Annotated in this window: 17 protein-coding genes; 11 read left to right on the top strand and 6 right to left on the bottom strand. The window is 68.8% G+C overall.

What is annotated here, in order from left to right; genetic code table 11:
* Nucleotides 1–108: 108 nt before the first annotated feature.
* The 9 genes from ACLE50_RS14720 (at nt 109) to ACLE50_RS14680 (ending at nt 11,951) form a co-directional block, all read left to right on the top strand.
* A complete protein-coding gene (locus tag ACLE50_RS14720; RefSeq protein WP_410944098.1) occupies nt 109–1,011 on the top strand; it encodes a tyrosine-type recombinase/integrase in 903 nt (300 codons plus the stop codon).
* A gap of 1,062 nt (nt 1,012–2,073) precedes the next feature.
* On the top strand, nt 2,074–2,238 hold the full coding sequence (locus ACLE50_RS14715; RefSeq protein WP_410944097.1) for a hypothetical protein: 165 nt from the start codon (nt 2,074–2,076) through the stop codon (nt 2,236–2,238).
* Between the two features lie 21 nt (nt 2,239–2,259).
* On the top strand, nt 2,260–2,601 hold the full coding sequence (locus tag ACLE50_RS14710) for a sigma factor-like helix-turn-helix DNA-binding protein (protein WP_410944096.1): 342 nt from the start codon (nt 2,260–2,262) through the stop codon (nt 2,599–2,601).
* Between the two features lie 287 nt (nt 2,602–2,888).
* A complete protein-coding gene (locus ACLE50_RS14705) occupies nt 2,889–3,098 on the top strand; it encodes a hypothetical protein (RefSeq protein ID WP_410944095.1) in 210 nt (69 codons plus the stop codon).
* Between the two features lie 894 nt (nt 3,099–3,992).
* The gene (locus ACLE50_RS14700) at nt 3,993–5,528 is read left to right on the top strand and encodes a hypothetical protein (RefSeq protein WP_410944094.1); all 1,536 of its coding nucleotides are present in this window, start codon (nt 3,993–3,995) and stop codon (nt 5,526–5,528) included.
* A 377-nt stretch (nt 5,529–5,905) separates the two neighbouring features.
* Nucleotides 5,906–6,949, top strand: a complete 1,044-nt coding sequence (locus ACLE50_RS14695; protein ID WP_410944093.1) for a bifunctional DNA primase/polymerase — start codon at nt 5,906–5,908, stop codon at nt 6,947–6,949.
* Between the two features lie 2,414 nt (nt 6,950–9,363).
* A complete protein-coding gene (locus ACLE50_RS14690; RefSeq protein WP_410944092.1) occupies nt 9,364–9,618 on the top strand; it encodes a hypothetical protein in 255 nt (84 codons plus the stop codon).
* A 906-nt stretch (nt 9,619–10,524) separates the two neighbouring features.
* Nucleotides 10,525–10,872: a hypothetical protein gene (locus ACLE50_RS14685; protein WP_410944091.1), complete on the top strand. Its 348-nt coding sequence runs from the start codon at nt 10,525–10,527 to the stop codon at nt 10,870–10,872.
* Nucleotides 10,873–11,279: 407 nt separating this feature from the next.
* A complete protein-coding gene (locus ACLE50_RS14680; RefSeq protein WP_410944090.1) occupies nt 11,280–11,951 on the top strand; it encodes a hypothetical protein in 672 nt (223 codons plus the stop codon).
* A 177-nt stretch (nt 11,952–12,128) separates the two neighbouring features.
* Here ACLE50_RS14680 and ACLE50_RS14675 read toward each other — a convergent pair whose 3' ends face one another.
* From ACLE50_RS14675 to ACLE50_RS14665, 3 genes are all read right to left on the bottom strand, one after another.
* Entirely contained in the window at nt 12,129–12,386 is a 258-nt protein-coding gene (locus ACLE50_RS14675) for a hypothetical protein (protein ID WP_410944089.1), read from the bottom strand.
* A gap of 183 nt (nt 12,387–12,569) precedes the next feature.
* Nucleotides 12,570–12,794 (bottom strand): hypothetical protein, encoded by a 225-nt coding sequence (locus ACLE50_RS14670; protein WP_410944088.1) that lies wholly within the window; start codon nt 12,792–12,794, stop codon nt 12,570–12,572.
* Between the two features lie 259 nt (nt 12,795–13,053).
* Nucleotides 13,054–13,449: a DUF7715 family protein gene (locus ACLE50_RS14665; RefSeq protein WP_410944087.1), complete on the bottom strand. Its 396-nt coding sequence runs from the start codon at nt 13,447–13,449 to the stop codon at nt 13,054–13,056.
* A 171-nt stretch (nt 13,450–13,620) separates the two neighbouring features.
* On the opposite strand from ACLE50_RS14665, the gene ACLE50_RS14660 reads away from it, so the two are divergent.
* Nucleotides 13,621–17,295 (top strand): ATP-binding cassette domain-containing protein, encoded by a 3,675-nt coding sequence (locus tag ACLE50_RS14660; protein ID WP_410944086.1) that lies wholly within the window; start codon nt 13,621–13,623, stop codon nt 17,293–17,295.
* 84 nt (nt 17,296–17,379) lie between these two features.
* Here the strand turns inward: ACLE50_RS14660 and ACLE50_RS14655 are convergent, their stop codons facing one another.
* Nucleotides 17,380–18,285, bottom strand: coding sequence for a cation diffusion facilitator family transporter (locus tag ACLE50_RS14655; RefSeq protein ID WP_410944085.1), 906 nt, complete (start codon nt 18,283–18,285; stop codon nt 17,380–17,382).
* A 161-nt stretch (nt 18,286–18,446) separates the two neighbouring features.
* Here ACLE50_RS14655 and ACLE50_RS14650 point away from each other — a divergent pair, with 161 nt between their 5' ends.
* Nucleotides 18,447–19,904, top strand: coding sequence for an amino acid permease (locus ACLE50_RS14650; RefSeq protein ID WP_458788557.1), 1,458 nt, complete (start codon nt 18,447–18,449; stop codon nt 19,902–19,904).
* Nucleotides 19,905–19,943: 39 nt separating this feature from the next.
* Here the strand turns inward: ACLE50_RS14650 and ACLE50_RS14645 are convergent, their stop codons facing one another.
* Nucleotides 19,944–21,197 carry an FAD-dependent monooxygenase gene (locus tag ACLE50_RS14645; protein WP_410944083.1) on the bottom strand — a complete coding sequence of 418 codons (1,254 nt, stop codon included), beginning with the start codon at nt 21,195–21,197 and terminating at the stop codon, nt 19,944–19,946.
* Between the two features lie 129 nt (nt 21,198–21,326).
* Entirely contained in the window at nt 21,327–22,727 is a 1,401-nt protein-coding gene (locus ACLE50_RS14640) for an FAD-dependent monooxygenase (RefSeq protein WP_410944082.1), read from the bottom strand.
* Between the last annotated feature and the right edge of the window lie 110 nt (nt 22,728–22,837).

Genomic DNA, 22,837 nt, shown 5'->3' with positions numbered 1-22,837 from the left:
TGACCTGCGGAAACACGTGCAGGCAACCAGTACCCTAGTAGGCACAGCGCTCCCAGTCCAGATATCCCTGCGTCCGGGATGCCCGGTTCGCGGGGGTAGGATGCCCCGGTGCCCACCCCGCTCGACTCCTCCGACCTCCGCACCCTGCTGGTGTCCTGGAACACGTCGCTGAAGGCTGAACGCAAGTCTCCGGAGACGATCCGTTCGTACGCGTTCGGTGTCGAGCGGTTCCTCCGGTGGTGCGAGGAACGCGACCTCTCCCCCGATCTCACCCGGTCCCGCGTCCGCACGTGGACCGAGGATCTGCTCAGTGACGGCGTGTCCGCTGCCACCGCTCGCACGCGGCAGCTCGCGATCCGCCGGTTCTCCGCGTGGCTCGCGGAGGAGGACGAGATCCCGACCGACGAACTGGTGGGGATCAAACCGATCAAGCTTGACCAGAAGATCACCCCTGCGCTGACCGACGACGAGGTGAGCGCGCTGGTCCGTGCGTGCCGGGGAACCCGCATGCAGGACTACCGCGACACTGCGCTGGTGCGCCTCATGGTCGATACCGGCATCCGCGCGGGTGAGTGTGCGAATCTGCGGCTGTCCGACGTCCGCATCCCCGACGAGACCGTGATCGTCCGCGGCGGGAAGGGCGGGAAGGACCGTGTGATGTACCTCCCCGCGGAGACGCAGCGCGCGCTTGACCGCTACCTGCGCAAGGGACGTCGGGGACATGTCCGCGAGGGTTCCGACGCGCTGTGGGTCGGTGAGAGAGGGAAGACGTTCTCCTATGACTCGCTGCACAAGACGCTGCGCAAGCGCGCGGACGCTGCGGGTCTGGTCGACTTTCACCCGCACGTGCTGCGTCACACGTTCGCGACGAACTGGTTGACCGACGGTGGGTCCGAGGGGTCGCTGATGGCGCTCGCGGGGTGGACGCGTCGCGAGATGCTCGACAGGTACACCCGGTCGACAGCGTCCGCGCGGGCGATGGACGAAGCGCGACGACTGCGCGACGGGTGACCACTCCCCTACCGTGTCCCCCGGAGCGAGTGTGTGCAGGTGATCGAGAAGCGCTGCACCGGGTGCGACCGCGCGCTCCCGCTCGATCGGTTCACCCGTGACTCCCGGTCGGCACGTCGCGGTGGGCGGTCGCCGGTCGCGGTGCCGCGGATGCGAGCACTCATACCGTGAGGCGACCCGCGAGCGCCGTGCGGAGTACCAGCGCGGCTACTACCGGGAGCATCGCGACCGGCTCCTACGGAACCAGCGCGCGGGCGGAACCGCGACTCAGTAGCCCGACGCGCGTCCCTCGCGGCTGTGACGAGTTCCGGCGAACCCCATCACCCCGCGGTTGCGCTCGACGTCGTACAGAGGCTCTCAGTCCCGATATATCGGCAACTGTGGTGTCGGTAAACCACCGACACCCGCCGCGCGGGTACGTTTCCGCAGATGTGTTCGTGGGTGAGGAACCGCGGGGTTCGAGGTGTCGGTCGTGCGTAGGTCCGGGGTTCGAGGTGTCCCGGATTCCGCGGGGTTTGGGTACCGGCTACGCGCGGTTCCGATCGAACGTCGAGCGAGTGTCGGGACGACCGGTCGCGGGTCCCCGGTCTGCCTTGTGAAGTCGTTCAGGCGCCCGGTCGAGCGAGTGCCGCGGGTGCGGTGCGACGCGGATACTCACTGTGTTATATAACGCAACACAATAATCGGTTGCACGCAATTCATATTTGACAAACGCACCGTGCACCCTGTATTATAGAATCGTGGCATTAATGTGCCCCGGTGACTCGGTTGCGCGCAACCAATGCTTGACAAATCGCGCGAAACCCGGTATAATGTTCCCATGATCATCCGACTTAGGGTGGTCGCGTGCGGGCTACCAACCCGCGCGTTTCTTATCTAACTCTGATTGAATGCGAGAACCCACCAATGCACGTTTCTTACCCGTCCCCCGGTCTCATCCGCGGGCGCATCACGTTCGACGTGCTGATCACCTCCTGGCACCAATAGGATCAGCGTTCCCAGCATCCTCGCTACGGCGGTATCCCGTCGCGTGACGCGTGGTGGCACCTGGTGCTCGCCGACATGAGCGCCTATGCGGAGCGCACCATGCGCGCTCAGTGCGTGCGTGGGTCGAGCGGTGACGACATGGTCGCCGCGGTTCTGCTGACCCTGGTCGAGCGCGTGTGTGGGGCGACCAGCATCCGCTACGTGCACACCGCGCGGGCGCGCTGGTCGCCACCCACCTAGGTCGACGAGTTCCGGCGACTCATGCACACCAGCGTGAAACGGCGTTGCTTGGATCTCGGAGAGAAGGCGACCCGGTCGCCGGAGGTCCCGTACCCGTGGGAGCACGACGACGACGGCGACACCGATTGCGGGCATCCGGCGACCCGCGACACGTGCTCCGACGGGGTCGAGTTCGACGCGCTCGCCGCACTGCTCCGCGAGCAACTCACCACCGCGGAAGCGGAGCTTCTCGAACTCCTGTATCTCGGGCACACGGTCGCGGAGATTGCGGGGGTTCTGGGGATCACAGCGGCGACCGCGCGGAAGCGGGTGTCGCGGATGCGCGGGAAACTGGTGTCACACTTTCCCGCTGCGTCCCGTTGAAGAGGTTAGCGGGTCGAGCGGTGGGAGTGGTGTCCCACTGCACCGGGGTGGCGCGGGATCTGGTGGGTGCTCGCGTCACCCCGATCAACACCGACATTCAATCCATCCACTATCGCGCGGGTATCGCATGGGGTCGGGTAGCACTACACGCTACCTAGCATCCGGATCACAAACTAGAAGGTATCTGAATCCATGGTCGAATAGTTCCTTACGTGCGGGTCAACCGCGCTCGTTCTTGTCAATGCGTACCTAATCGGACGCATACTCATACGGAAGAAGAATCCCGCATGTCCTCCTTCACCGACCTCATCCCCGACGACATCCACGGAATCGAGATTTCCAGTGGACGTTACCTCATCGTCGACGGTGGGACGGTGACCGTGGACGATCGCGACTTCGTTCACTTCACGTCCCGCGGTCGTCGGGTGTCGGTGAACCTGGACGCGATCCGGGTGATTAACGAGCGCACGCTCCCCCGCGACAGCGACCGCGGGTGAAAAGGTCGCGGGTGCCCTGAATCGCAGTGGCTCAGCGCTAACCGCGCAGCGGTGCTCGCCGTCCGGGGCACCCGCGAGCCGATTAACACAGTAACTATCTTACCTGAAGGAATTGACGATGGTCGAAACTCTCGACGGACCCATCTCCGCGTTAGCAGCGCTCGGACCCCGACCGCAATGGGGCACCCCCGAGGCATCGGTGTATGACTCGAAGCTGAACAGTATCACTGACCTGTACCAGCGCGTCGAGCGACTGACACACGGGGACTACCCGGAGTTCTGGTACCGGTCGCTCGATATCGCGAAGGTCAAGTACGGTGTGCGGTTGACCTTTTTCGACGTCGAGTGTCCGACATGCGGTTAGGGTCCCGACCAACCGTGCATCTACTACGGGCGCCTTTCGTCGAGGTTCCACCGAACGCGAGGAGACGCGTTCAAAGAATGGAACGCCCGCGCGTGGAGCCACATTAGCCGCGATGACGACCGGATCGCGGACCGCCTAGAACGCGGCGACACCGTCGAGTGGACGATCGGACCGACGACCCTGTCCGGTCGGATCGAACGCGACCTCGAAATCGGAGTCCTGGTGCGCAGCGGTACCGGCTGGACGATCGCACGGCGACCTAGTCGCGCACCGCGTCGTTGACCGCGTCGAACACAAAACCACCCGCGATTTAGCGGGTTTCAACCGGTAGGTGCGCGTCCTCGTCCGCGCGCATCGTGTCCCGGGAGCGGCTGACCCCCGCTCCCGGGCGCCGGGTAGCAATACGGGTCAGGACGAGACAAATAACGCTGATTAGGACGGATAGAAACCATGATCAACACGACACGTCAGACATACTCGCACCGTGCCGCGAACCCTGTCACCGCAGCGCGAGACGGGGGTGCTGTCCGATGACCGACACGATTCTGTTCGACACCTCTCAAGTGGTCATCGCGTGGACCGACCCGGACGACTTCATCCGGCAAACCACCGACCTGATCCAGGGAAACAAGATCCCCGGCGTGTACGTCCACAATGGAACCCTAGTCGAGGTCGCGCGGGTCCAGGGACTCACCGGCGACGAGGGTCGTCGAGTGGTCCCGCTCAGCGCAGCATCGCTCCGCCGACTGATCGCGGAGCACGTGGTTGCCGAGAAGCGCTCCATGACCCGCGACGGAGAGAAACTGTCCCCCGGGCAGCCAACCGGCGGAGCGCATGAGTCGGTTATCAGCGGCAACGACTGGTCCGGGACGCATCAACTCGTCGGGATCAACGCAGTCCCGGTGATCATGGACGACGGGTCGGTGAAGCTGGAACGCGGGTGGTCGAGCGACACCCGACGCTACTACCACCCGACCCGCGGGGTACCCGCGCTGACCAGCGTCGAGGACGCCCGCGGGTTTCTGCTCGACGAGGTCACCCGGGATCTGCCGTTCGCGAGCGACGCGGACCGCGCGAACTATCTAGCACTGCTGTTCACCCCCCTGGTCCGCGAGTACCTAACCCGCGACGGGTCGGCGATGCACGTACCCGGAGCGCTGATCAACGCGGCGGAGGCGGGAACCGGCAAGTCCCTCGCGGCGGACCTCATCGGAGCGTCATACGGCAGCACCAAGCGACCGTGGTCGGCGAGCGAGGAGGAGATCCGCAAGACGGTCCCCGCCGCGCTCAGCGACCCGAACCCGGTGGTCATCGTCGACAACCTGAAGCGCGGAACCACACTCGCCAGTAGTGCCGTAGAAAACATGCTGACGTCCAACGTGTACACCGACCGGGTCCTCGGACGCACCGATTCGATCGCGGTGGAAAACCGGAAGCTGTGGCTCTTCACCGGCAACAACGTCACAGCGGAAACCGAGATGGCAGCACGGTTGGTACCGGTACGACTCGACGCAAAAAGCGCAGACCCTGCGGGACGACCGCAATCAGGATTCGCGATCCCCAACCTAGACACCTGGATCACGAACCCGGACAACCAGACGCGACTGTTGTCCGCGCTGGTCACCCTGGTGTCCGCGTGGGTGGTCGACGGACACCCACGCGACGGGCTCAACTGGCGCTCTTTTTCCACGTGGGCGTCCGCGATGGGTGGATTCCTAGACTGGTTGGGCGTCCCGGGGTTCCTGGACAACCGGAAGACGTTCGAGGAGACCAGCGGGGAAACCGAGGAACTCGACGACGTGCTCACCGCGTGGGACGCGTGCTTCGGCGACCAGAAACTCAACGTGCGCCGGTTCCGCGACGTGCTCACCAGTGACACGCACTCCGACTCGCTCCGAACGCTACGCGACAACTTCCGGGCGCGGGACGGCAGCGTGCAATCAGAAACCGCGGTCGGGAGGTGGCTCCGCGCGCAGGTCGGACGCGTCAGCGCGAGCGGACTACAACTCCGGAACCCGAACGACGCGAAGGGCAACCCGCGGCTCTGGTGCGTCTCGCGGGTATGAGCCCCGCGAGTTCCACGGGGTTTCCACGGGGTTCCACGGGGTTTCCACGGGGTTCCACGGGGTTTCCACGGGGTTTCCACGGGGTTTCCACGGGGTTGAAGATCATCCGAAACAGGGTCTGACCTGCGAAAACGCGGGATTTCCACGGGGTCCACAGGGTTTTAGGGACCCCCGGAGCTCTAAGGAAAAACACCCTCAAAAGACACCCCGTGCAGCCGCGGGGGTGAGAAAACCCCGTGGACCCCGTGGACCCCGTGGAACCTCCGCGTTTTCGCAGGTCAGAAGCTTACGCGGGTCGCGCGACCCCGTGGAAACCCCGTGGAATCTCCACGGGGTCCACAGGGTTGGGTCACCGCGACCCTTTAATTCCAGGAGACATGATGACTTTCCGCACGCGCTACATGATCGCGGTCGGCACGTACGCCGACCGCGGGTTTACACTCATGCCGGTAGCCGGTAAATCGGTACCGCCGATCGGCGTCACCGGCAGCACCGGACGCGATATCGACACCGACGATGTGTCGCGATGGAGCAACCATCCCGACCCTGCGTACAACAACGTCGCGATCCGGCACACGCGGACGATCGCGATCGACGTGGACGAGGGCTACGGCAACAAGGACGGCGTGGCGCAACTGGCAAAGCTCGCAGAGCGGAACCGACTCCCAGCGCTTCCCGCGACCTACAGTTCCACCGCTCGCGGAGCCGGCTCCGGGTCGCGGCAGTACCTTTACCGCGTGCCGTCCGGGGAGGCGGTGGACGCGGCTACCCGACTGAAGTCGAACCCGTGTCCGTCGGTGGAGGTGTGCTATAGGAACCACAGGTTCACTGTGGCGTTCCCTTCCAAGCACCCGGACACGGGTGACGTGTACCACTGGTACCTCCCCGGCGACGCGGGGACTCCACCGTCCTGGGGCGACGTGTGCACCGACGAGAACGGCGGCGAGGTGCCGGAGGTGTCCGCGCTCGCGGAGCTTCCCCGCGAGTGGTGGACGTTCCTGTCGACCAACCGCCAGATGCAGAACCCCCACGCGGACCGGATCGCGGTCACGGGGGAAGACGATCTCCTCGCGCTGTTTCGTCCGGCGCACCCGGAGGTCGAGGCGGCACCGCTTCGGCGCATCCGCGAGACGGTGGACACCCTGTCGCACGTTGGACATGACACGTTCTTCGCGCAGGGACTCGCGTGTTTGGAGCACGGGGTGGAGGGGGTCCCGGGTGCCGGTGAGCTTTACCAGGGGCTGAAGTCGCGGTGCGCGGACTACCTCGATTCGGTGGGGCGTCCGGCGGATGAGCTTCCGCGGATGGTGGACGAGATCGTCGATCGCGTCCAGCGGCGGCTCACGTGGCGCGAGTGCATCGGGATGACTGGCAGCGGGGAGCCGGTGTACCGGTCGACGGGGCTCACGTTCACGCGGTGACCGCGCACCCGCGACCGGGACGACGAACCTTCGCATCCAAACAGACTCCGACGCAGGAGTGGGGCACTTGGGGCACTTGGGGCACTTGGGGGGACCGCGAAGCGCCGGGTCGGCGGGAAGTCCGTCAACGTGACGACCGGGGTCCGGGAGCGTTCCGTGAGTGTTCCGTCAGATTCGGGTACACGGAACGCTCTGACCTGCGATGTTCCGTGTGTTCCGTGTGTTCCGTGTGATTCGGAGGTCGAAACACAGACAGGAAAAGAGGCTGAGAACAACTCTCAGTCTGTTGGAACCAACCTAGAAACACACGGAACACGGAACACACGGAACACCCCGGACACCCCCGACACCCCGGACGCCCCGAAGTTCCGCTTGCCCGACACCCCGAAGTTCCGCTCGACGGTGACCACGGGTCTTCTCGCGGGGTACGGAGGTGGTGAGCTACGACGAGTGGGTTCGTCGTATGAAGGCCGCGGAGAATTGGGTGGAGCCGGCTCCGGGGTTTGAGTGGTTCCCCGCGACCCAAGCCGCATGAGGCAAACACCGTCGGCGACCCCGTCGCGGTGAAGCAAGTAACAATGTTAAGGAGTGACTATGAACGCCCCTAGCGAGAATGTGGCAATGATTCTGACGGTGTCTGGTTCCTGGGTTCCGGTGGTCGAGGGCACTCAGGTGGCGTCGACTGCGGAGTCGGTGGAGTTCACCGCGGACTTTGGTCCGCGGCGTCACCAGGCGACCACGCTGGCGAAGTCGGCGGTCGCGGGCTACGTGCTGCGCTGACGCGTCCCGCCCGGGTGCCCGGTTCCGCCGCGACCGGGCGCCCGGGGTACGGCGGCACCCGCGCAGCCCGCGACTAACCCGGCGGACGAAGTTCGGGACGTCGATCTTGATTCGCCGCTACACTTGGTGCCCTCAACCCGGGGGGTCCTTTGAAAGAATCTTTGGGTAATGCGGTTATCGCGGCGATAGCCGCACTGGCTGCTGCGGTAATATGTGCCGCTGGCGCTAGTGCCACCGCGGATATTCAGGCAGATTCATCCCGACAGCTAGAAGCCGAGAAGTTCCACCGGGAGCAACAGCTAGCTGCTTGTCTGGAATTCAACCGGGTGTTAGCTACGATCACCGTGAACTGTGACGACGGGGAGCGGGTAGATCGGGTCACTCCCGCAATGGTTGGCGATCTGCGGTCGGCGAGCACGAAGCTCAACCTGGTCGCCGCGGAAGGTGTCGCGGCGGAGGGGAGGTTGACCGTCGCTTGTCTGGATTCCGCGGAGCGAGATGTGAACGGCTGCGGGCGGGAATCGTGGCGGTCCGCGGTGGACCACTGGCAGAGGATGCAGGTTTTGGCACGGAAGGATTTCGTGCCACCCACGGACTAGATCCCGCGACCGGTGCGAACAACCGGGCGCCCGCGACGTATCTCTAAATAACCTTAGAAAGGGGGAAGCACGAGTGAAGAATGCTTATACATCTGTGTCGCTGACTGAGGAGATCCGCGACGCGATGACCCGCGAGGCTGCACGTCGCGGGTGGTCTCGATCGCAGTACGTCCGGTGGCTGGTCGCGCGGGATCTCGGTCTCGTGGCGCCGGTGTTCTACGCGCATGGTCGTCGCCCGGTGGGTGCACCCGCACCGACGACCACACCCGCACAGGAGTCCTGATGGGGTGGAACCAGGTAGCGGAGTTAGCGGCGTCGGTGTCGTCGTGGTCGTACTCGACCAGTCCTGACGCGATCGTGGCTTCCGGCACCGTGCAACCGGCGACCCTTACCACGGTGTCCGTCCCGCTCTAGCTTCCGACCACCGGTGCGCGGTCGCTGTTCGCGCGGGTCGAGGGGCAGTACTCACCGGTCAGCGGTGAGGGGTACGCGCAGCGGACGATGATCTCCCCGGTGCTGATCCGGGGGATGGTGCGCGGTCCGTCCGGTGAGCAGCTCGCGTACGTCGGCGACTGGTCGGAAGGATGCACGTTCGACAACGGATTCGGTGGATACGGACAGGCGAACGTCGGTTTCACGATTTCTGGGACGGACGTCCCCCGCGGGTCGACGCTGGTTGCGGAGACGTGGTCATACCGACCCGCGAACACTCCGCGCGTGAAGCTGCTGAAGTTGCGCGCTACCTACATGTGGAGCGCGGCGTGAGCGGCGAGCGTCGTCGGAGGTCGGGTCGCTTGCGGCTCACGGTGAACATCCCCCCGCGGCTGCGGTAGCGGGTCGAACCGCTCGCGGCGACCGCGGGCATGACCCCGGGACAGTGGGTGCTGGTGACGGTGGAGAACGCGATCGAGCACGCTGAGAGCGAGTATGAGGGGGATCGGGATGCACGCGACTGTTGACGACGTTGAGACGGTGCTCCTACGCGACCTCACCCGGGAAGAGGCGGTTCTCGCCGCCAGGTATCAGTAGGTCGCGGTGACCGTGCTCAGGCAGCGGGTGCCCAACCTGGACGGGCGGATGCGGGAGGATGCCAGCTTCCGCGACACCGTGGTGTATGTCGAGGCGAGCGCGGTCGCGCGCGCGGTTTCCAACCTCGCGGCATACGAGTCGATTGGTCCCTACTCCATTCGGAGCAGCGGTAATGAGGATGGCGTGTTCGCGTTCAGCGCAAGCGAGCTGAGGTTGCTCGGTGTCGGTGTCGGTGCGTTCACTATCGTACCGAAACATTAAGACACACTCGCGTGCAGGCAACTAACGCGTTGAGATATTAAGCCGCGCACGCGGTGACGTCACGTCGGATGCAGTGCATGAGCACCGCATTAGGTGTATGACTGCACATGCTGCATGACTGCATGTGGCACACGTGCACGTGCACGTGCAACGCATTAGCATTGCATCGATGATGCACCGATGCACCGATGCACCGATGCACCGATGCACCGATGCACCGATGCACCGATGCACCGATGCACCGATGCACCGATGCACTGATGCACTGATGCACTGATGCACTGATCTGCATTACACATTCCAGTGCTGCTGCACTTGTTCGTTACTGCGTTACAGCATTGATCTGTTGATAGCTTTGTGTGCTCGACATGAACCACGCTCGACGAGGTACGCGTTCGACACGCGATCGGTATGTGGTGCACATAGCACGTGAGGCACTATCCACAGTGATGCACGATCGCCGTGGTGCGTATCGCCGAACGACACAGGTTCCGGTCATCTCCCGCGAGACTCAACCCCCGGCGATCGCGGGGTGCGTGCGTTCCTCGCGTGGTGCGCGGGTGTGCGGGTGCGTGCGTTCCTCGCGTGGTGCGCGGGTGCGCGGGTGCGCGGTGGCGAGTGAGTGTCTGTCCACAATGCACCCGGGGGCGGGTCTCCCCTTGCGGCACAAGGGATCCCGGTCGCCATACGTAGAGGGATTCCGTACGAAAATTTGATGCGATTTCGATCGAAAAAAGAGGATGGCTGTTCGATGAGCGAAGGCACGCACTTAACACTGTCCGAATTGCTGGCGCTCAGGGATCGTCGGAACGGTGTCGACTCCGCTGCCCAGCTTCGGAGGAAGCTCGCGGACGTGACGCGAGAGCGCGACTATTGGCGAGCGGAAGCTCAGCGAAAGGGGAAGCAATGATTGACAAGATCACCGGTTACGCGGCTCTTGGTGACAGTGGTCGCGAGTTTTATGAGTCGCTGCACGCGGAGTTCGAGTTCGATGCCGCGGAGGAACTCATGGTGCTGGAAGCCTGCCACATGGTGGACGCGATCCGCGAACTTGAAACCGCGCGTGCTCGCGGACTGTGGATCTCTGGTCCCGGTCGCGGTGATGTGCTGAATCCCGCGTTCGCGGAGCTTCGGCAGCACCGGTCGCAACTGATCACGCTCCTGAAGAAGGTCGGTGTGATCGAGGACGGTCGGGGGAAGCATGTGACGTCTGAGGTTGCGCGTCGCGCGGTGAACGTGCGATGGGGTAACTGATGCCGATTCGCAGGGGTGGTGCTCAGTCGTAGGTAGACCTGGACACGGAGACGCGGATCGCGTGGTCGCTGATGGTCGCATCGTGGGACCCTGCGAACGTGGACGCGGTGCACGAGGTGTCGCGGTGGGAATCGCAGAACCGCGACCTTCCGCTGCGCGAGAAGAATGAAGCGCTGCTTCGTTAGTGGCGCGAGATTACCGGTGTCGAACTGAATCTCAGCGACACCGACAGCAAGTAAGTAAGCAAGCAAGTAACCTAATCCCTCGGAGGGACCGTTATGGTGAACAATGCAATTGAGCAGTCTATCGACCCGGCGACCGGGCGGGACGTGGTCACGCTTCCGGCAGCGGAGGGTCGCTAGTTCGGAGTGGGTCTCGCGGACCCTGCTTTCAAAATCCGTCGCGCGGTGGAGAAGCTTCACGAGCACGGGTTCCCGGTGCCGCAGCGTCTCGCCGACGCCGCGGACCATGTGCGTCTGATCGGGTCGACCAGCACTCCCCCGGAGTCGCCTCTTCCCGGTGACCCGGATTTCGCGCGGAAGCTCGACAAGTACGTCACCGCGCATGCAAAGTGGCTCGCGGAGCGTGAGGCGTACGCTGCGATGCTCGACGACGCAAAGCGTGTACTGACTCAGATCTCGGTGGAGTCGTTCGACGAGGTGTTGGGTCACGTGCGTCCGGCGTTCACCGATGCTGCGCGGGAGTGGACGGAGTCTCACCGCGAGCTGGACGGTGTGACGTCGCTGAGCGAGGCAGCGAGCGCCGATATCGACGGGACCGCGGTGCGCGCATGGCACCGACGCACCGCAGCCGCTAAGCGGCTGACGAGTCTCGTGGACGTGCTAAAGCGGATGCTCGATCCGCTGGTGCCGGGTGGCTGGCGGTCCGAGCAAACCGCGTGCCTGATCACTGAGGTTCCCGCGGGGTTCGGGGGTGTGCTCGCGTCGGACATTCGCGGGTCGTCCGCTCCGGACGGTCAGCGACGGTACGTGGCGCTCGCGGACCATGGGTTCCCGCTGTCGCTGGTCGACTCGCTCGACGACTATCTTGCGCGGCTGGACACCATGTCCGGCGAGTGACGGTCGCTTCGCACAGGTGTTCGAGTACCTGATAGTGTGAACCCCGTCGCGGTGGGGGAAGCACCGCGAACGACAGCACCCCCGTCACCGGGTTACCGGCGGCGGGGGTGCGACGATTCGGGTCGGTGTGGTGGTGCTCCGGGGAGGTTCGAGCTTCCCGGGTCACCACCGCACCACCTACCCGTTACAACGCTTCTCGTGGTCGTCCAGCGCTGCGTCCTGGTCGTCCGCGGTGCCCGACACCATGTAGCCACAATCGTGCGCGCACTGCGTCGAGTACGGGGCGTCGGCTACCACCGGTGCGATCGACACTGTCTCGCACCCGGCACCCGCGAGCACGTCGCGGATGCTGTCCTCGCTGGTTCCGCTGATCGTGGTCGCGTGGAGTGTCCCGTTCCGGTGCCGCAGGGTCACGTTGTAATAGCGCTCGCTCACGGGGTGTCCGTTCTGTCGGTTGCTGGGATCAACGATAGTCGGGTGGCTCGCGTTACCGGCGTCGGAGGAGCCACCCGCGCAGTCGCTGACACAGTCGGCGACGCAGTCGCCGGTACCACCCGCTCCGGGGTGCCGGGGTCCAGCGGTGCGGGTGCGGGGTGCGGTCCGCACGGTGCTTCCCAGTCATCGGGCGTCGGTGACGTAGAAGTCGAACCACCCGGCGATCCATGTCGCTGCGTGCGCACGCTGGTCCGCGGTCGCGGTGGTGCTGTTCAACGTCGCGAGGTGTGCGCGCACCTGGTCGGTGAGCGGCACGAGCACGTGCTGGTGGTGGGTGTCGGGTGCGAGAGCGGCAGGGTCGCGGGCGTCGGTGTCGGGTGGTGCGGGTGCGGTAGTCGCGTCGATCATTGGGTGTCCGATCCGGCACCCCACTCAGTCCAGGGTATTTCAGCGCACAGCACTCACGCGGAACCAGGAAATACCTGGTCATGCACAGTGCTCAGTGCGTGAGAGTGCGCGACTACCTGGACTGAGGCGACTACCTGGGCTGAGGCGAGTACCTCGACCGAGGTCCTGCACGACGTCTCCCGACGGCCCCGCCGGTGTTCCGGCGGGGCCGTCGTCGTCCGCTGCCTCGTCGTCCGCTGCGGAGTCGTGACCGCGACGCTCACTGCTCCGCCGGGAGCGCACGCACGACGACGTCGTCGAGCCTCCGTTCGAGCACCGCGCCTTCCGGCACGTCCGCCACCAGGGCGGCGAGGTCGTCGGCCATGTACGCGATCTCACCGGGGGCGAGCATCCAGCCCTGCTGATGCAGGCCCGACCGGAGAGCCTCGACGTAGTCGGCGCGGGTGAACGGCAGGTCCGCGACCCGCGCCGTCGTCGTCGCACGCACCGAGTTCAGCCCGCCGAACCCGCGGCCACAGCCGCAGCCGCCGTCCGGGTCGGCCCGGTCGGCCGCGCACACGAGGCCGATCCAGACCAGCTCGCCCTCGATGCAGAAGTGGTAGTCGTTCGGCCGGACGCCCTGGGTGAGGGCCGTGGCCACCAGCAGTTTCATCACGTTCTCCCATCGACCGGGCGACTGTGACACGGACCACCGACAGTTATCGGTGGCGGCGGAGCCGGTCCCGGAGCCGGCCGAAATCCGGCGGAAACCGTCGGGGGTGCCGGTTAACGTCGGTGCCCGGACCGTCCGGAGATCCCGGCCACGGTCCGTCGGAGGGTGGGGACCGTGCGGGCGCAGCCGCTGTCCTGGCGTCGTCTCGGTGGAGCCGCGTCCGGCGCCGCAGTGGTCGCGGCCGTGCTGGCGGCGGTCGGCGAGACCGCGGGCGCGCACGTCGTCGGGCAGGTCGCGGCCGGTCCGACGGTGCCGCTGCTGGGTCTGCTGGCCGTGTTGCTGCTCGGCGGCGCCGCGCTCGACGCGATGGGCCGGGTGGTGTTCTCCGGCGTCGTCGGGCAGGCGGAGGGGCGGCTGCGCGCCGACCTGCTCGACGCGGCGTTCGCCCAGCCGCTGCCCCGGCTCGAGGACCAGGCGGTCGGCGAGCTGCTGGACCGGGTGGACGACGACGCCCGCCAGCTCGGCACCCTGTTCCGCCGGATCGGCTGGGAGACCGGCCGGTCGGCGCTGCGGTCGGTGCTCGCCTGGGTGGTGGCCGGGCTGGTGTTCTGGCAGGCCTGGATCGTGTTCCCGCTGGTCGCGCTGGTGGTGGTCCTGCTGGCGCGGCCGCTCACGCCGCAGATCGCGCGCTGCAAGGTCGCGGAGGAGACGGCCTGGTCGGACCACTCCGCGCAGCTGGAGGAGGCGATCGCCGGGCAGGACGACGTACGCACCTCGCTCGGGCAGGCGCACGTCGTGCAGGGCTACGCCCGGCGCGGCGCCGAGGTGCTGCGCCGGGTCCGCACCACCTGCCTGGTGTCGACGAAGGTCGGGCTGCGCTCGGGGATGGTCGGGCACGCGCTGCTGGGCGCGATCGCGCTCGGCGGGGTGTGGCTGGTCGGCGGTGACCCGGCCGGGATCGCGTCGCTGGTCACCGTGTGGATCCTGGCGACGGCGTTCGTCGGGCAGATCGACGAGATCGTCAACCGGATGCCGGAGCTGCAGGCCGGGCTGGGCGCGCTGACCCGGGTGGCGTCGCTGCTCGACGCGCCGCGCGAGCCCGAGGGCGGTCTCGGCGTCCCGGCCCCGCCGGCGGGTGCCCGCGGCGCGGAGATCGAGCTGCGCGGCCTCACCGCAGGCTACGACGGCGGGTTCCGGCTGGCCGGTGTGGACCTCACGGTCCCCGCGGGGACGACGTGTGCGCTGGTCGGGCGGACCGGGTCCGGCAAGTCGACGGTGGCGAAGGTGCTGTCGCGGGCGATCGAGCCGCCGCGCGGGCAGGTGCTGATCGGTGGCCGCGACGTCGCCGACATCGACCTGGACGCGTTGCGCCACGCCGTCGGTGTGGTCACCCAGCGCACCGAGATCCTGGCCGGGTCGCTGGCGGACAACATCGCCCTGCTCGACGACGCCGTGCCCCGCGCCGTGGTCGAGGCCGCAGTGACCGCGCTCGGGCTCGACGAGTGGGTCGCCGGGCTGCCGCACGGGCTCGACACCCGGCTCGGCAGCGGCGGGCTCACGCTGTCCTCGGGTGAGGAGCAGCTGGTCGCGTTCGCGCGGCTGCTGGTACGGGACGTGTCGGTCGTGGTGCTCGACGAGGCGACGGCCCGGATGGACCCGGCCACCGAGGAGCGGGTGACCCGGGCGGCGCAGGCGCTGCTGGCGGGCCGTACCGGTGTGGTGATCGCGCACCGGCTGTCGACGATCCGGCGGGCCGAGTCCGTCGCCGTGCTCGACGAGGGACGGGTGCTGCAGCACGGCGACCGGGAGAAGCTGGCCCGCGAGCCGGGACGCTACGCCGAGCTGCTGGCCGCCACCGGCGACGACGCCGGCGACGACGTGCGGGCCGGCACCGCGCCGGACGGTGCGGCGCCCGGGCCGTCCCCCGGTCCGGGCTGCACCGAGCCGACCGGCACCGCGGTCGACGGGACCGCAGGCGACGGCGCCGAGGTCGACGGCACTGCGACCGACGGCACAGCGAGTGACAGCACAGCGAGTGACAGCACAGCGCTCGACGGCACCGCGCTGGACGGTGCAACTCCCGGCAGTGCTCGCGGCACCGCGTCGGGCACCCTGCGCCGCGCGACCCGCCGCGAGGTCGCGCCGATCACCCCGGCTGCCGCTCCCCCGCTGTGGCGGGCGGTCGTGCGGCTGCTTCTCGCGCACCCACGCTGGGGTCTGGCGGGCGGGGCGATGTTCGGCCTGGCCACGCTCACCGCGGCAGGCGGCATCCTGACCGGCTGGCTGTGGGGATTGCTGGTGGAGGACCTGCAGCAGGGCGGCAGGCCGTGGGGGCCTGCGGTCGCACTGGCCGTGATGCTGCTGCTGTTCCCGCTCTGGGTGGCGGTCGCGTTCCGCACCTACCCGCGCTGGTGGTCGGCGGTCACGCTGCGGATGCGGCTGGCGGTGCTGCGCGGCCAGACCATGCAGCACCGCACCGCCCGCAGCTCCGCCGGGGAGATCGTCGCGCGGTCGCTGGACTCCGACCGGATGGTGCTCTACGTCGACCGCTGGGTCGACGTGTCGATGGCGGTCGGCGTCGCGGTCATCGCGGGACTGGTGTCCGGCGACGTCCGGGCGTTCGCGGTGATCGGCGGGTTCCTGGTGCTGTGCTCGGCCGTCGCGGTCGTCGGGGCGCCGTTCGCGGGGCGTGCCGGGCGGCGGGCCGCCGACGCGCGTGCCCGCTTCGGCGTCGCGCTGGGGTCGGCGCTGGACTCGGTGCGGACGGTGAAGCTGGCCGCCGCGACCGGGCCGGTGCGCCGCCACCTCGCGGCCGTCGACGCGGAGCGGGTCACCGCGACCGTGCGCGAGCAGCGCATCCGCACCCTGCTCGACGGCGTCCCTGGCGTCCTGCTGCAGGCCGCGGTGGTGCTGGTCTGGGGCCTGCACCTGGCCGGGACGTGGGACCTGGCGACGGCGCTGCTGATGTCCACCACGCTCGGCGGCGCGGGCTACCTCGGGCAGGTGTGCGCGGCGGTGGTCATCGAGGCACCGATCGCGCGGCGCTGGCTGGCCGCCGTCGCGGCCTACGCCGGCCCGGCCGACCTGACCCGGCTGCCGGAGGGGGTCGACCTGGTCGCGGGCACCGCCCCGGCCCCGGGCGACGTGCCCCGCGAGCCGCTGCGCCGGCTGTCGCTGAGCCGGGTCGCGGCGGTGCACGACGACGGCACCGTCGGTGTCGAGGGCGTGGACCTCGACGTCGACGCGGGTTCGCTGGTGCTGGTCACCGGGCAGGTGGGTGCCGGGAAGTCGAGCCTGCTCGCGGGGCTGGCCGGCCTGGTCGGGCACGAGGGCGAGATCCGGTGGAACGGACGCACCGTCGCCGACCCGCAGGTGTTCCTGCGGCCGGGGCAGGTCGCGTACGTGGCGCAGCTGCCGCGGGTGTTGTCCGGGACGTTCGACGACAACATCGCGCTCGGTCACGCCCGCGCCGACGGCGCGGTCGGTGAGGCGGTGGAGGCCGCCCGGCTCGGTCAGGACGTGGCCGCCGCGGGTGGGGTCGGCGCGGTCGTCGGGCACCGCGGCATCCGGCTGTCCGGCGGGCAGGTGCAGCGCCTGGCAATGGCGCGGGCACTGGCGACCAGGGCCGAGCTGATCGTCGCCGACGACGTGTCCTCCGCGCTCGACGTCCGCACCGAGCTCGAGCTGTGGTCGGCGCTGCGCCGGCGCGGCAGCACGGTGGTCGGAGCGAGCACGAAGCGGGCGGCGCTGGCCCGGGCGGACCGGGTCGTCGTCCTGGAGCAGGGCCGGGTCGCCGCCGAGGGGCCGTGGGCGGAGCTGGCGCCGCGCTGGTCGCACCTGGCGGGCTGACGGTCCGGCGGGCTGCGGGGCGGCGGCCGGGGTCGGCCGACGTGGTGGTGGGAGCGCCTCAACCGCCGTGGCGGCGCGGGGGCCTCAGCCGCAGTGGTCCTCGTGCCCCACGTGCGCCCCGTGCTCCACCTGAACCGTCGCGTGCTGCAGCCCGAACCGCTCCCGCAGCACCGTCGTGGCGGCGTCGAGCACCGACGCCTCCCCGCAGTGCGCCTCGACCGTCTCGTCGACGACCAGGTGCGCCGACATCGCAGGCGTCCGGTCGTTGATCGCCCACACGTGCAGGTCGTGCACCCCGGTCACCCCGGGCAGCTCCAGCAGCGCGGCCTTCACCTCGGCGGTGTCGATCCCGGCGGGCGTGCCCTCCAGCAGCACGTGCGACGCCTCGCGCAGCAGCGCCAGCGCCCGCGGAAGGATCAGCAGGACGATCAGCAGCGAGGCGATGGTGTCGGCGTAGGGCCAGCCGGTGGTGAGCAGCACGACGGCCGCGGCGAGCACGCCGACCGAGCCGAGTGCGTCGCCGAGGACGTGCAGCAGCGCACCGCGCACGTTCATGTTGCCGCGGTCCCCACCGGCCAGGACCAGCAGCGACACCACGTTCCCGACCAGGCCGAGTACGCCGATGACCAGCAGCGGCGCTCCGGGGATCCCGACGGGCTCGAACAGCCGCTGCACCGCCTCGATCGCGACCCACACGACCACGACGACCAGGGTCAGCGCGTTGAGCGCGGCGACGAGCACCTCGGCCCGCCCCATCCCGTACGTCCGGCGTCCCGACACCGGCCGGGTGGCCAGCACCGACGCGATGAGTGCAGCGACCAGCGCCCCGGCGTCGGTGAGCAGGTGCCCGAGGTCGGCGAGCAGCGCCAGCGAGCCGGTGAGCACCGCGCCGAACAGTCCGAGCAGCGCAGTCACGAGCGTGACGGCCAGCGCGGTCGCCAGCCGCCGCCGGTCGCCCCCGCCGGTTCCGTGCCCGTGTCCGTGTCCCATGCCCGCCATGCTACTCATGCATAAATACGCATGTCGACATGCCGCAGGTATCCGGCACGCCGTCCGGCCGTACGCACTCGGGAGGAATACGGTGCTCCGATGCCGACGGAAGAGCGGACCCGACGCACGACGGGAGGTGCACCGTGGGGGTGACCCGCACGATGCCCGTGGAACGGATCCTCGCGCGCAGCCGCGACACCGGTGAGGGCGGCGCCGGCTCCCCGCTGAAGCGGACGCTGCGCGCCCGCGACATGGTCGGATTCGGCGTCGGCATCATCATCGGCACCGGGATCTTCACCCTCGCCGGGGTGCAGGCGAAGACGCACGCCGGACCGGCCGTGACGCTGTCGTTCGTGGTCGGTGCGGTCGTCGCCGCCCTGGCCGCGATCTGCTACGCCGAGCTGGCCTCCTCGGTTCCGACCGCCGGCTCGGCCTACACCTACGCCTTCGCCACCCTCGGCGAGGTGTTCGCCTGGATCATCGGCTGGGACCTGCTGCTGGAGTTCGGGCTGGGTCTGGCCGTGGTGTCCCGCAGCTGGTCGGGTTATCTCGCCAACCTCCTCGGCCTCCCCGCGTCGCTGTTCGGCGAGGACGCCACGGTCAACATCGGCGCCGTGGTGATCATCGCGGTCCTGACCGCGGTCGCGGTGCTCGGCATCCGCGAGTCGGCGCTGTTCACCAACGTCCTGGTGCTGGTCAAGCTCGCGGTCTGCGTGCTGATCCTCGTCGTCGGCGCGTTCTACGTCGACACGAAGAACCTGACGCCGTTCATCCCGCCCGCCCAGCCGCCGAAGGGCGGGGACACGTTCCTCAAGCAACCGGTCGTGTCCGGGGTCTTCGGCCTGGAGCCCACCGTCTACGGCATCGGCGGCATGCTCACCGCGGCCGCGGTGGTCTTCTTCGCCTACACCGGCTTCGAGGCACTGGCAAACCTCGGCGAGGAGGTCAGGCGGCCCAACCGCGACCTCAAGATCGGCCTGCTCGGCGCGCTGGGCGTCTGCGCACTGCTCTACGTCGGCGTCTCGTTCGTACTCACCTCGATGGTCCCCTACTCCTCGATCGACGAGGGCGCACCGCTGGCCGCGGCGTTCAACGCCGTCGGCCTGCCCTGGGTCGGCGGGCTGATCGCACTCGGCGCGGTCACCGGCCTGACCTCGGTGATGATGGTCGAGCTCGTGACGATCGGCCGGATCGGCTACGCGATGGGCCGCGACGGGCTGCTGCCGAAGGTGATCGGCACCGCGCACCCGCGCTGGGGCACCCCGCACGTCATGACGATCATCGGCGGCACGGTGTGCGCACTCATCGCCGCGTTCATCCCGATCTCCGAGCTCTCGGACATGGTGTCCATCGGCGCGCTGTCCGCGATGATCATCGTGGCGGTCGCGGTGCCGGTGCTGCGCCGCAGGCGCCCGGACCTGGAGCGGCCGTTCACCGTCCCGTTCTCCCCGGTGCTGCCGGTGATCGCGGCGGTGGCCTGCTTCTACCTGATGCTCAACCTGAGCCTGGAGACCTGGTTCCGGTTCGTCGGCTGGATGGCGCTCGGGCTGATCGTCTACTACTTCTACGGCCGCACGCGCTCGTTCCTGGCCCGCGAGGAACGCTCCGAGCAGGCCTGACCTCGCCCGGAGTGCCGGGCCGGTCGGTGTTCGGAGAGATCAGCCCAGCTCGCCGAGCACCTGACCGCGGGTGATCTCGCCGCGGGCCAGCGCCCGCCGCACCCGCCGCGCCGACGTCAGCCGCCGCCGGACCTCGCGGACGCGGTCGACCTGGGTGAGGTCGTGCAGCCGGCGGTGCAGCCGGCCCTGGTCCCCGCGCCGGTCGAGCAGCGACCACGCGAAGTCGACCGTGTCCGAGCCGTCGAGCCGGACCGGGACCGTCTCGAACCACTCCATGCTGCGCCGCGCCATGTCCTGGATCGGGCCCATCACCGCGCGCCGGCGGGCGTCGTAGGCGGCCAGCGCGGGCAGCACGTCGGCATCGTGGCCGTCGCCGGGGTACAGCTGCTCGGCCAGCTCGATCGCGTCGGCGACGGCGAGCACGGTGCCCGACCCGATGGCGAAGTGCGTGGTGTGCGCGGCGTCCCCGGCGAGGACGACGTGGCCGTCGCGCCAGGACAGGTTCCGCACCTCGCGGAAGGTCAGCCACGGCGAGGACCCCATCCCGGGCGGGGCGATCAGCTCGTGGCCGTCGAGCGCGCGGAAGAAGATCTTCTCCAGCATCCGCATCGCCTCGTCGGCGGGCATCGTGTCCAGGCCGAGCCCGGTCCAGGTCTCCGGGGTGCACTCGACGATGCAGGTGCTCACGCAGTCCGCGGCCGGGTAGGCGTGGAACCAGATCCAGCCGGCGTCGGTGCGCTCGAAGGTGAAGGTGAACGGCCGGAACGCCTTCGAGGTGCCGAACCAGACGTAGCGGTTGCGGCCCTGCGCGATCCGGGTGCCGAACGCGTCGGCGCGGGCGGTGCGGATCGCGGAGTTCACCCCGTCGGCGGCGACGACGACGTCCGCGTCGGCGGTCAGCGGGTCCGCGGCCGGGTCACCGTCGACGGCGGTGGGCCGCTCGAACCGCAGGTCGACGCCGACCTCCTGGGCCCGCTCGGCCAGCACCTCGAGCAGCCGCGCGCGGCCGATCGAGTAGCCGTAGCGCCCGCCCAGGTGCACGGTCTCGCCGTCGACCTCGGCGAGCTGGCTGTCCCACACGTGCGCGGCGGCCCGGATCCGGGCCGCGCCGACGGGGTCGGTGCGATACAGCTCGTCGAGGATGTCCTCGCCCAGGGTGACGGCGAAGCCGGACGCGGTGCCCGGCGCGTTCCGCTCGGCGACGACGACCTCGTCCCGGCCCCCGGACCGCAGCCGGGCCAGGATCCCCAGGTACAGACCCGCGGGTCCCCCACCGACACAGACGATCTTCACGCGACCCCTCCCGAGTCCACCGCGGCACGACGGCCCTGTACGGCCCAACGGTCCTGTACGGCACGACGGCCCTGCACGCGGACACACGGTACGAGGGCGCCCGCTCGCCCTCGGTCACCGGCCCGCTGCTCAGCGCTCCTGCGGGACGCCGGGCTGCTGCGGAATGCCGGGCTTCTGCGAAACGCCGGGCTCCTGCGGGACCCCGCGTTCCTGCGCGACGCCGGGCTCCTGCGCGACGCCGGGCTCCTGCGCGACGCCCGGCTTCCGCGGGACACCCTGCACCTGCGGGACGCCCGCCGCCGCGCGGTCGCGGCGCCGCGCCTGGCGCCGCACCCGCCGCGCGGTGGTGAGCCCGCGCCGCACCTGGCGCAGCGCGGGGATCTGGGTGGCGCGGTGGAGCTGGTAGTGCAGCGGGCCCATGTCGCCGCGCCGCCCGAGCAGCGCCCAGGCGAACTCGACCGGGTCCTCGCCGCGCTCCAGGCGCCGGTTGGCCTGCTCGAACCAGTGCATGTTGCGCCGCGCCATGTCCTGGATCGGGCCGAGCACCGCACGACGGCGCGCGTCGTAGGCGGCGAGCGCGGCGCCGTAGCCGTGCGGGTCGGTCAGGTCGGCGGTGTCGCGGGCAGGCCCGTACAGGCTGTCGGCGAGCCCCACGGCGTCCTGCATCGCCAGCTGGGTGCCGGAGCCGATGCCGAAGTGCGTGGTGTGCGCGGCGTCGCCGGCGAGCACCAGGTTCCCGTCCCGCCAGGTCAGGTTCCGGATCTCGCGGAAACGCCGCCACGGCTGCTGTGCCGCGCCCGACGGCGGATCGAGGATCCGGTGCCCGCCCAGCGCCCGGGAGAAGATCGACTCGACGGTGCGGATCGCGTCCCCACCGGCCATGGTGTCGAAGCCGAGCCCGCGCCAGGTGGGCTGCTCGCAGTCGACGATGCACGTCGAGATGCCGTTGGACGACGGGTAGACGTGGATGGAGATCCAGCCGGCTGCGGTCCGCTCGTAGGCGAACAGGAACGTCGCGGAGTCCCGGTCGGTGCCCAGCCACATGTACGGGCTCTCGCCGGTGGTGATCGTGGTGCCGAAGTGCTCGGCGCGCTGCTCGCGCAGCCCGCTGCCCGCGCCACCGGCGGCGACGACCACGTCGGCGTCGATGTCCTCGCGGGCGGGTGCCGTCGTCCCGAACCGGAGGTCGACGCCGAGCTGCTCGGCCCGCCGGGTCAGCAGGTCGATCATCTCGACCCGGGCGATGGAGTAGCCGTACTTGCCGCCGATGTGCACCGGGCGCGCGTCGCCGACGACCACCGACTGCGCGTTCCAGAGCCGGGCCGCGGCCCGCAGCTCGCGGGCGCTGACCGGGTCGCAGCGGTACAGGTCGTCGAGCAGGTCCTCGCCGAACGTGACTGCGAAACCGTGGGTGCGGCCGCGCGGATTCCGCTCCCACAGCACGACGTCGTCGCGTCCACCGGAGCGGAGCTTGGCGAGAATTCCCAGGTAGAGACCGGTCGGCCCGCCACCGACCACCGCTATTCGCACCAGCGCCTCCAGTGGTTCGACATGTCACCAGATCGGACGCACGGTAACGCAGCGAGGTTGCTCGCCCGACCGCACCCGTGGTCCAGCCGACACCCCGACGCCAATTCGGA

Origin of the sequence: Pseudonocardia phyllosphaerae (assembly GCF_046546475.1) — a bacterium.
Lineage (GTDB): Bacteria > Actinomycetota > Actinomycetes > Mycobacteriales > Pseudonocardiaceae > Pseudonocardia > Pseudonocardia phyllosphaerae.
Note: the sequence above shows the minus strand (reverse complement) of the source record. Positions and strands in the feature narration are given on the sequence as shown.

Bases quoted from the DNA above. Each gene is read 5' to 3' on its own strand.
- ACLE50_RS14715 (WP_410944097.1), top strand. From the start codon at position 2,074: ATGAGCGCCTATGCGGAGCGCACCATGCGCGCTCAGTGCGTGCGTGGG.
- ACLE50_RS14655 (WP_410944085.1), bottom strand. From the start codon at position 18,285: ATGGGACACGGACACGGGCACGGAACCGGCGGGGGCGACCGGCGGCGG.
- ACLE50_RS14710 (WP_410944096.1), top strand. From the start codon at position 2,260: ATGCACACCAGCGTGAAACGGCGTTGCTTGGATCTCGGAGAGAAGGCG.
- ACLE50_RS14670 (WP_410944088.1), bottom strand. From the start codon at position 12,794: ATGATCGACGCGACTACCGCACCCGCACCACCCGACACCGACGCCCGC.
- ACLE50_RS14700 (WP_410944094.1), top strand. From the start codon at position 3,993: ATGACCGACACGATTCTGTTCGACACCTCTCAAGTGGTCATCGCGTGG.
- ACLE50_RS14695 (WP_410944093.1), top strand. From the start codon at position 5,906: ATGATGACTTTCCGCACGCGCTACATGATCGCGGTCGGCACGTACGCC.
- ACLE50_RS14650 (WP_458788557.1), top strand. From the start codon at position 18,447: ATGCCCGTGGAACGGATCCTCGCGCGCAGCCGCGACACCGGTGAGGGC.
- ACLE50_RS14705 (WP_410944095.1), top strand. From the start codon at position 2,889: ATGTCCTCCTTCACCGACCTCATCCCCGACGACATCCACGGAATCGAG.
- ACLE50_RS14685 (WP_410944091.1), top strand. From the start codon at position 10,525: ATGATTGACAAGATCACCGGTTACGCGGCTCTTGGTGACAGTGGTCGC.